Genomic DNA, 9965 nt, shown 5'->3' with positions numbered 1-9965 from the left:
AAAACTTATTAGGGACTTATCCGACAGCCCCCTATTTATATACAAAAGGAATGCATCATCGTATTAAAAGAAGAATTAAATATAAAAATTACTTTGACAGATAGAGTAATTTTAGTTAATATTACTCTATCAGATAGAGTATTTGATGTAGAGGGATGTGACAGCATGATTAGAAGTGATATATTTCGAGGGCATTTAGATTCCATTATTTTATGTTTAATTCTTGAAGAAGACAGATACGGTTATGAAATATCGAAGGAAATCAGTATGCGTACAGACAACAGCTTTCAAATAAAAGAAGCGACATTGTATGCTGTGTTTCAGCGTCTGGAGAAGAAAGAATTAATTGAATCATACTTAGGAAGTGTTTCACAGGGCGGCAAGAGAAAGTATTACAGAATTACACCGCTTGGAAAAGCGTATTTAAAAGAATTAGTTAAAGAATGGGAAGAAATTAAAAGGATTATTGATCTATTTTTGGGGGGATTAAAATGAAGAAATTACATGATCATGTTGATGAGTTATTTAAAGATATTGCAGATAGTGAGCAAAAAACAGCGATTAAGCAAGAGGTTTTAGAAAACCTTGAAGAAAAAGTATGGGACCTGATGGAACAAGGGAAAGAAGAGGAAGATGCTATTAATAAAGCAATTGTGGACTTCGGCGATATCGGTGATTTAAAAAATGAGTTAGGTGTGAAACAGCCGAAAAGGAAAAATAACATAAAATTAAATTTAGGGTATTCCATCTGGGCAAGTCTTCTCATTATTGCACTTTTTGTTTTTATTAATGTTTATTACTCTCCACATGTAATCTGGTTTGTTTATCCGACATTTGCTGTTTTATGGTGGCCTTTAACGATGTATTTTAAATGGAAGGGATCAAAATAAGGAGGAATAAAAATGAAGAAGAATGCGATTAGTTTTGCAGTAGCGGGAAGTATTATGAGTATGATTTTTTTCTTCACCGTTAATTATTTAACAAGTCATGCATATCTCTGGTTTATGTATCCCACATTTGCTTTAATGCTTTGGCCTATAAGTGTCTATTGTGTAAAAAAAGGAAAGCATAAGCTACTTTCTGTTTTATGTAGTACTGTTATTATTATTTATCTCATCGCTGAAAATATAATAAATTCTCCTAATCATCCGTGGGTCTTGTATGCTATATATCCACTGTTATGGTGGCCTATTCTCACAATGTTAGGGAAGAAGGCAAAAACAATGGAAATTGCATCGCTTGGGAGTTTGAGTGTTATCGCATACTATTTGCTGTTAAATATTATTTTTTCAGCAGAATATCTATGGTTTATTTATCCGACATTTGCTGTTTTATGGTGGCCATTATCGGTTCATCATATGCGGAAGAATGCATCTTTTGAGTTCTCTGTCCATGCAAGTATTTTAATTATAATCTTTTTTATTATTGTAAACATTATCTCTTCACCACATACAATTTGGGCGGTTTATCCAATCTTTTGTGTACTGTGGTGGCCATTAAGCATGTATTATTTTGTATATAAAAGAAAGATAGATTATTAATATTATTTTAAGAATAATTATTCAGGAGACTGTCTTAAAGTGAGAATGTCCAATTAGTAATATTATTGGACTTTTACTTTAAGACAGTCTTTTTTACGGAAAAATTACATGAGTAATGTTGTGATGTAAATAATATTCAAAAGATCATTAGAATGTCTATTGACAGGTAAAAAAGACCAGTATAAAATAATATTCAAATGAACGTTTGAATGGAGGCGGGATAATTGAGTGAAAAAGTAAACACGGTACATCAAGCTGATGTATGTGAAATAGTTTGTCATGATGAAGAAAAAGTAACTCGGGTTAAAGGACAAATAGAAGAAGTAAATGGTGTTGAATTGCTTTTTAAGGCGTTAGCTGATTCAACAAGGATTAAAATAGCTTATGCTTTAACGTTAGAAAAGGAACTATGTGTATGTGATGTTGCTAATATTATCGGCTCTTCTACAGCAACGGCATCGCATCATTTACGATTACTCCGAAACATGGGATTGGCAAAATACCGTAAGGAAGGAAAACTTGTTTTCTATTCCTTAGAAGATGAGCATGTTCACCAATTAGTATCAATTGCTTTAATTCATTCAAAAGAAGGTGTGGGAGATGGGGAAAGCAGTAGAAAATAATAAAGAGGTATACAGATTACAAGGTCTTTCCTGTACTAGCTGTGCAGCGAAATTTGAGAGAAACATTCGTGGCATTCAGACGGTAAATGATGTCCAGTTGAATTTTGGGGCATCAAAGCTGACTGTCGTAGGAGAAGCTACGATAGAGCAATTAGAGAAGGCGGGAGCATTTGACGGTATTAAAGTGTTCCCGGAACGCCAAAGAATAGTGGAGGAAAAAATTCCTTTTTGGCAAAAGAAAGAGAATAGGAATACGCTTATCTCGCTATTTTTCTTAATTTTAGGTTATGTTTCTACGTATTCAATGGGAGCAGGTCATCTCTCCACGATTCTCTTATTTGCAGTATCTATATTAATTGGTGGACTAAGTATTTTTAAAGAAGGATTCAAAAATCTTTTAAAGCTTCAATTTGATATAAAAACATTAATGACAATCGCAATTATTGGAGCAGCGATTATTGGTGAATGGAGTGAAGGGGCAGTTGTTGTTTTCTTATTTGCTCTAAGTGAAGCTTTAGAAAGCTATTCGATGGATAAAGCCCGCCAGTCGATTCGTTCCTTAATGGATATCGCTCCGAAAAAGGCTTTAGTAAGACGTAATGAGAAAGAAATGGAATTAGATGTAGAAGATATAGAATTAGGTGATATTCTCATTATTAAGCCAGGTCAGAAGCTCGCTATGGACGGTGAAGTAGTAAAAGGTCAATCTTCTATCAACCAGGCGGCAATTACAGGCGAATCGATTCCGGTCTTAAAAACAATCGGTGATGAAGTTTTTGCAGGAACGATTAATGAAGAAGGATCATTAGAGGTAAAGGTAACGAAACGTGTAGAAGATACGACAATCGCAAAAATTATTCACTTAGTTGAGGAAGCGCAGGCAGAACGTGCCCCTTCACAAGCATTTGTTGATAAATTTGCTAAATACTATACACCGGCAATTATGGCGATTGCATTACTAATTGCAGTTGTTCCGCCATTATTTATGGGAGCTGACTGGACTGATTGGATTTATCGCGGATTAGCTCTGCTCGTTGTCGGATGTCCATGTGCACTTGTTATTTCAACACCGGTTGCAATTGTTACCGCGATTGGGAATGCTGCTAAGAAAGGTGTACTCATTAAAGGCGGCATTCATTTAGAAGAGGCTGGTCGATTAAAAGTAATAGCTTTTGATAAAACTGGTACGCTAACGAAGGGAACACCGGAAGTAACAGATGTTTATGTAATTACTGATCTTAATGAAAATGAAGTATTAGGCATTTCTATGGCAATCGAGAAATTTTCACAACATCCGCTTGCCTCAGCGATTATCCGCCATGCAGAAGAGAAAGGTATATTCTCCACTGAGTATAAAGCGGAGGATTTCCAATCGATTACAGGTAAAGGTGCAAAAGCGATTGTAAAAGGCCAAGAATATTATATTGGAAGTCCAAAATTATTTGAAGAAATGGCTAACTTAACTTCATCCGTTAGTGAAAATATTAAGGAACTTCAAATGCAAGGTAAGACAGTTATGTTATTAGGTACAAAAAAGAATGTACTAGGGTTAATTGCTGTTGCAGATCAATTACGTGATAACAGTGCAGATGTTATTCAGAAATTATCGGAGATCGGTATTAAGAAAACAATTATGCTAACTGGTGATAATCAGGCTGCTGGTCAGGCTATCGGTAAGAAACTAGGCTTAACAGAAGTAAAAGCTGAATTGCTTCCACAGGAAAAATTACACTCAATTAAGAAATTAAAAGAACAGCATGGAAATGTAGCAATGGTTGGTGATGGTGTCAATGATGCACCTGCACTTGCAACTGCAACTATTGGAATTGCAATGGGTGGCGCAGGAACAGATACTGCATTAGAAACAGCAGACATCGCATTGATGGCCGATGATTTAAATAAGCTTCCTTATACAATTCAATTGAGCAGAAGAACATTAGGAATTATAAAACAAAACATTGCTTTTGCTTTAGGATTAAAAGTACTTGCATTAATTCTTATTGTTCCGGGATGGCTCACATTATGGCTTGCGATATTTGCTGATATGGGTGCAACGCTGATTGTTGTACTAAATTCTTTAAGGCTGATAAAAGTGAAGAAATAGATAAATTTAGAACACGAGTGCAAATTGGATTACATATCTGATTTAACTCGTGTTTTTATTTTGAGATTGACATGTGAGCTATTTAATTACAGCGGTGTTTATAGGGTCAATTATTATTGTTATTTTTGCGCTTTTATTAAATAATCTTCGAAGTAATCGTGAATATCCTACCTTCTGGCTTTGAAGGGAATAAGCTGTTTATTTTTTGTTCGGAAATTATTGTATAGAAAAGCTCATAATGAACACGATAATAAATGGAAATAGAAGTGTCCTAAAAAGATTAATTGGAGGCTCATTTTTATGACTCAACAAAATAATGAATACGAACAGCAATTGAAACAAGCACAGCAGGATGTTCAAACAGCTCATCAGCAGCTGCAAACAGAGAATCAGCAATTATTGCAGGCACAGCAGCAAGTAGAAACAGAGACACATCAGCTTAAACAGGCACAACAGCAAGTAAAGCAAGAACAGCAGGATGTTTTAGATGCCCAGAAAAAGCTTCAGCAGGCACAAGCTGTAGCAAAGATATATCAAAATATTCCAGAGCAACCGTAACTAATATCAATTTATTTTTTATTTTAAAAAGAAATATAATAGCAATAAATGGCTGATTACAGCATAGTTTTTCGTTAAAGTGAAGCTGATTTTTGGTTTGTCTGTTTGGAAGCTTCTTTATCAATCTTTTCAGCTGAAGGGATGAGCCAAAAATCGGACACTGCTTAGTTTTTATAAAGGATATGCTAGGGTTAGAAGCTGCACTCATATCATTATTAATGAAAAAATAATCAGGAAACGAACTGGATTCTAATTGTTAGTTAGTTTTGACAATTAGAATCCAGTTTTTTATTTGAAATTATTGTTTAAAACCAAATTTTCCATTCTTTCTTAGTTTACGATACTTTTCCATTGTGAATTTTGTATAATAATGGATGAGGAGTGATAATATTCATGATTATCAACATGGAGAGAAGGAAGTTTGATTTATTATCTGATGCAGACTTAGGTGCAGCATGTTTTGAACCGTTAATACTGACTTATAAAAAGGAAATGTCTAAGGAAAATGATTCTGCAGTCAGTGAACAGTTTTATAGCCGGTTAAGTAGTGGGCAGAAGGCATTATTTATGTTTTATGTCTATTATAATCACGCTTGTAAATCTTTAGTTGAGCTCTATTGGTGGAGTACTTATTTCAGAGCACAGCCTAAAACATGGTCAGCAATTAAGGGTGGGCTCGAATATTTTGAAGATAGAGAACTTCTTAATATTTTAGAAGAGATTGATCTTGTTTTAGAAAGACACCATTATCCAACGAATTTAAAAGAATTTAATGTAAAGCGTGAAGAACTTGATGATAATAAAGATTTACTTCATTGTCTGGAACTTTTAAATATTAGGTTTAATAAAACTGTGCCTTTTAGTATAAGAAAGATAAGTGAATATATTCGAAGCAATCGAGCAGAGTTCGTTCATTTTGTTGACTAATATAGTAATCTTTGAATATAAGGATGTTCACCCTCTGTTATTTTAATTATAGGAGAACAAAAGTGGATATTTCTCTAATTAGACATGGCAAATCAACATTTACAGAAAATAAAAAGATAAACTGTGAAGCATTTCAAAGCTGGGTTAAGCAATATGACTGTAATGGTGTTTTTGAAGAAGATTGCTATCCTGCCGGAACAACAGAAATAATAAAGCAAGCTCATCTAGTTATAACAAGTAATTTAAAAAGATCGATTGACTCAGCAAAAATATTAAATCCAGCTATAAAAACGATTAACTCTTCACTGTTTTGCGAAACAGAGTTACCGATTCCTTCAAAAAAACTAGGAGCTATAAAATTAAATCCGAATACATGGGCAATTATTTTAAGATGTCTATGGTTTTTAGGGTATTCCAATGGCTGTGAGTCTTATAACGAAGCGAGGCAACGAGCGAAGAAAGCAGCACATATTTTAGCAGATTATGCTAATAAGCATAAATCAGTTGTTTTAGTTGGGCATGGATTTTTCAACAGATTAATAGGTACAGAGCTGAGAAAAATGAATTGGAAGAATAAGAAGAAGATGAGTTCTAAACATTGGTATTGCACCACTTATTTCCTTAACTTGAAATCTTAAATTATTTATTAAGAGTTTCAGTTAATAATTGTAAATAGCGTTTTTAAAAGCTATTGTTATGTTCTAGAAGAAATGATTATGTTTTTGTAGAAGTGAAAGGAAGTATGTAGGAATGGAATGGAGAAATTTATACCGTGGTTTCTGCATGGGAATTAGCGATCTGATTCCAGGGGTGAGCGGGGGAACCATTGCGGTTATACTTGGTATTTATGATCGTCTTCTTAAAGCGATTAGCGGGTTTTTCAGCAAGGAGTGGAAGAAACATATCGGTTTCCTCATTCCGCTTGGAGTGGGGATGGGAAGTGCAATTATACTTCTAAGTCGTTTAATTGAATATTTATTAGAATATCATCATGAAGCGACTCAATTCTTTTTCTTGGGGCTTGTAATTGGTGTTATACCATATATGATGAAAAAAGCAGATGTTAAACAGAATTTTAAAGTGAATCATTATGTCATACTTTTTCTATGTATTGCACTTTTAGCATTTATGGCATTCGCAAAACCTGATAGTGAATTGAAAATGGAAGGTTCTTTGACACTTTTAATGGTTATTGGATTGTTCCTGTCTGGCTGGCTTGCGAGTATGGCGATGCTTTTACCAGGAATTAGCGGTTCCTTTATTTTATTATTACTCGGAGTATATCCGGTTGCTATTAATGCTCTTTCTACTTTCAATCTGCCTATTATTGCGGCGATCGGTGCAGGGGTTATCGTCGGGTTTATTGTTAGTAGTAAGGGAATTCGCTATGCGCTGACACATTTCCCACATATTACATATGCAGCAATTATCGGATTAATTATTGGTTCTGTGTTCGTTGTATTTCCTGGGATACCTTCAGGCGGACTGACTTTTATTTGTTTATTAACATTTATTGCCGGGCTTTTTATTACAAAATTAATTGGTTCGAAAGATTGAGCAGAAGACTTGGGTTGTTAGGACCTGAGTCTTTTTATTTGTTTTATAGATAATTCCTTATTTTATATATCCGGAGATATCTCTGTTCTTAGCAGCAAATTCAGAAGTGGTGGATAGGGAACGAGCTTTGTAGTTGACTTATGTATTAGATGGTGATAACTTACATATCAATACATAGTAAATTGATTTGAATAATATATATTATTCAAATTTTTATATCGTTAGCTTTTTATTTTATGAAACATGATAGACTGGAGCATTTCTATCCTTAAATCCGACTTAATTTATTTGTTTAATTCGCATAATTTTTTCAGTATGGAATTTAAACTTTACTAAAAATCAGGTGGAAGTAGTGAGTGGAAATTTGAAGAAATATAATTGAACTTCTAAGCATTATAATTGAATAGCACCGTTCATCATTCAGATGGTGTTATAGTTTCCTCCGGCTGAGAAAGGTTTATTCCTGCTGATGGATCAGAATCCTCTTATTACTAATTTCCTGAATATTGGATAAAGAGTTTTAAAATCTTGGTAAATCCCAAATAATAACATAAAATGATAATGTGTTAGATTTCTCATTGTAAATAAGTTATTTAAGGTATAAATATCTTGTAGTTTAAAGATAAAAGATAAGAAAAAGATGGCCGGAAACGTAAAGGGGAAATCTAGTTTTTTAGGGGGAGCTGCCAGAGCAGTAAAGGAGGAAGATAAAGTGATTAAAGTGACTGGAAAACAAACAGAAGCAAAAGTTTTTTCAAACTATCCTCAACAATCAGCAATTGAACAAATTGAAGAGTTATGTAATCAGGCATTTTTAAAAGATGCAAAAATTCGTATTATGCCTGACTATCATGCTGGAAAAGGTTGTGTGATTGGAACGACGATTCAATTAAAGGATAAAGTTGTTCCGAATCTAGTTGGAATTGATGTAGGCTGTGGTGTATTAACAGTTAAACTTGAAGATAAGAAGATTAATTTTGACAAGCTCGATAAGGTAATTAGAAAGTATGTTCCAAGCGGGCAAGAACTTCATTTAGATGAAACAGTAAATTTTATCAATATAAGCTTTCCATCTGTAAACATGTATAAAGCAAGTCATATTTTAACGGAAGAAAGAAACAGGATGAGCCTGGGAACACTAGGCGGAGGAAATCATTTTATTGAGGTATCTGTAGATTCAGTCGGCTATCATTATTTAACGATCCATACTGGAAGCAGATATGTAGGTGCAAAGATTGCACAGTATTATCAAAAGCTGGCAGTCTCGAATATTCGTAAACGAGATGTTACGAGCTTAGTAGAGCAGCTGAAAAATGAAGGAAGACAGAGTGAAATTCAAAGCGCAATTGAAAATTACCATAAGGAATATTCAATTATCCCGGATGATTTGGCTTATTTAGAAGGGGGAAATTTCAACGACTACATTCATGATATGAAATATGCCCAGCAGTATGCAAAAGCGAACCGGGAAGAGATTGCGAGAGCGATTATAGAAAATATGGAATTTACGGAACTGGATTGTTTTGATACAGTCCATAATTATATTGATACAGAACATATGATTTTGAGAAAAGGTGCTGTTTCTGCACAAAAAGGGGAAAGGCTTATTATCCCGATTAATATGAGAGACGGCTCTATTTTAGCTGTAGGTAAAGGGAATGAGGAATGGAACTGTTCGGCACCACATGGGGCAGGGCGGGTATTAAGCCGTACAAAGGCAATGAAGACATTGAATCTAGATGATTTCAAAGAGACGATGAAGGATATTTGGACGACATCTGTAAGTGGTGAAACTCTGGATGAAGCACCAATGGCTTATAAAACGAAAGAGGAGATACTTGAGCAGGTGGAAGAAACTGTAGAGATTATAGATTTCATTAAGCCTGTTTATAATTTTAAAGCGAATGAAAAATTTATTCCTTATCGAAGAAGGAAGAAGTAGAGAAGGATTAAGTATGGGGGAATAGATTTTTCTCCCCCTATTTTTAAATGTATTGTTAATAAAATAAACGTTTGTTTAATGTGACTTCCCTCCATTTTATAATTTTTAAACCAGTTTTATTTCCATTTTATTTGAAAATATCCCGTGAATATCATTGACATTGATAATCATTTTCATTAAGATAGTAACTAGTGATAATGATTCTCATTTATTTTGATAAAAAATTTTATAAATAGGTTATGAATTTATGTAGAAAGGGGTAAAGAAGATGGGGATGCGGGAGAAATTATCATTTGTTATGAATATGACTTTATTGATGAAAAGAAGCTGAATGATAAATCTAAAGAGATTTATTGTCGTTTATATAGCATATTAATAAATAATGGAGGGAAAAAAGATGGGTTCCTTGCTTGTTGTAGGTGCAGATCATTTAGGTGTGATTACAAATAAACTATTATCTGTTGGATTTGATGAGATTTTACATATAAGCGGAAGAAAAGTACAAATGGTTAAAAAGGAGATACCAGGGAATATTAGTTTTATTCTTGTTTTAACAGATTATGTAAATCATAATTTATCAACGGTTATAAAGCAAAAGGCTAAAAGTCAATCTATTCCTGTTTTCTATGCCAAGCGTTCATGGTCCTCAATATATCAAGTTATTAAAAATGCAGTATAAATTACAAATTTATCCCAGCCTTAACGGGCAGTAA

Annotated in this window: 11 protein-coding genes; all 11 read left to right on the top strand. The window is 33.8% G+C overall.

Annotated features, from left to right (window positions below; translation table 11 throughout):
- Positions 1–165: 165 nt before the first annotated feature.
- On the top strand, positions 166–495 hold the full coding sequence (locus BFA01S_RS19020) for a PadR family transcriptional regulator (RefSeq protein ID WP_066234531.1): 330 nt from the start codon (positions 166–168) through the stop codon (positions 493–495).
- On the top strand, positions 492–890 hold the full coding sequence (locus BFA01S_RS19015; protein WP_066234528.1) for a permease prefix domain 1-containing protein: 399 nt from the start codon (positions 492–494) through the stop codon (positions 888–890). Before BFA01S_RS19020 ends, BFA01S_RS19015 begins: the two co-directional genes overlap by 4 nt.
- A 12-nt stretch (positions 891–902) precedes the next feature.
- A complete protein-coding gene (locus BFA01S_RS19010) occupies positions 903–1541 on the top strand; it encodes a hypothetical protein (protein ID WP_066234526.1) in 639 nt (212 codons plus the stop codon).
- Positions 1542–1765: 224 nt separating this feature from the next.
- Positions 1766–2164 carry an ArsR/SmtB family transcription factor gene (locus BFA01S_RS19005; protein ID WP_066234520.1) on the top strand — a complete coding sequence of 133 codons (399 nt, stop codon included), beginning with the start codon at positions 1766–1768 and terminating at the stop codon, positions 2162–2164.
- Positions 2142–4268 (top strand): heavy metal translocating P-type ATPase, encoded by a 2127-nt coding sequence (locus BFA01S_RS19000; RefSeq protein ID WP_066234518.1) that lies wholly within the window; start codon positions 2142–2144, stop codon positions 4266–4268. Before BFA01S_RS19005 ends, BFA01S_RS19000 begins: the two co-directional genes overlap by 23 nt.
- A 300-nt stretch (positions 4269–4568) precedes the next feature.
- Complete coding sequence (locus tag BFA01S_RS18995; RefSeq protein ID WP_066234515.1) at positions 4569–4826, top strand: hypothetical protein; 258 nt, start codon at positions 4569–4571, stop codon at positions 4824–4826.
- 393 nt (positions 4827–5219) lie between these two features.
- Positions 5220–5753 (top strand): hypothetical protein, encoded by a 534-nt coding sequence (locus BFA01S_RS18990; protein WP_066234512.1) that lies wholly within the window; start codon positions 5220–5222, stop codon positions 5751–5753.
- A 62-nt stretch (positions 5754–5815) separates the two neighbouring features.
- Entirely contained in the window at positions 5816–6391 is a 576-nt protein-coding gene (locus BFA01S_RS18985; protein ID WP_066234510.1) for a histidine phosphatase family protein, read from the top strand.
- A 112-nt stretch (positions 6392–6503) separates the two neighbouring features.
- Positions 6504–7310, top strand: coding sequence for a DUF368 domain-containing protein (locus BFA01S_RS18980; protein WP_066234508.1), 807 nt, complete (start codon positions 6504–6506; stop codon positions 7308–7310).
- Positions 7311–8022: 712 nt separating this feature from the next.
- Positions 8023–9252 carry an RtcB family protein gene (locus BFA01S_RS18975; RefSeq protein ID WP_066234535.1) on the top strand — a complete coding sequence of 410 codons (1230 nt, stop codon included), beginning with the start codon at positions 8023–8025 and terminating at the stop codon, positions 9250–9252.
- A gap of 397 nt (positions 9253–9649) precedes the next feature.
- Positions 9650–9931, top strand: coding sequence for a DUF2325 domain-containing protein (locus tag BFA01S_RS18970; RefSeq protein ID WP_066234505.1), 282 nt, complete (start codon positions 9650–9652; stop codon positions 9929–9931).
- The last annotated feature ends 34 nt before the right edge of the window (positions 9932–9965 follow it).

The organism is Metabacillus fastidiosus NBRC 101226 (assembly GCF_001591625.1).
Lineage (GTDB): Bacteria > Bacillota > Bacilli > Bacillales > Bacillaceae > Metabacillus > Metabacillus fastidiosus.
Note: the sequence above shows the minus strand (reverse complement) of the source record. Positions and strands in the feature narration are given on the sequence as shown.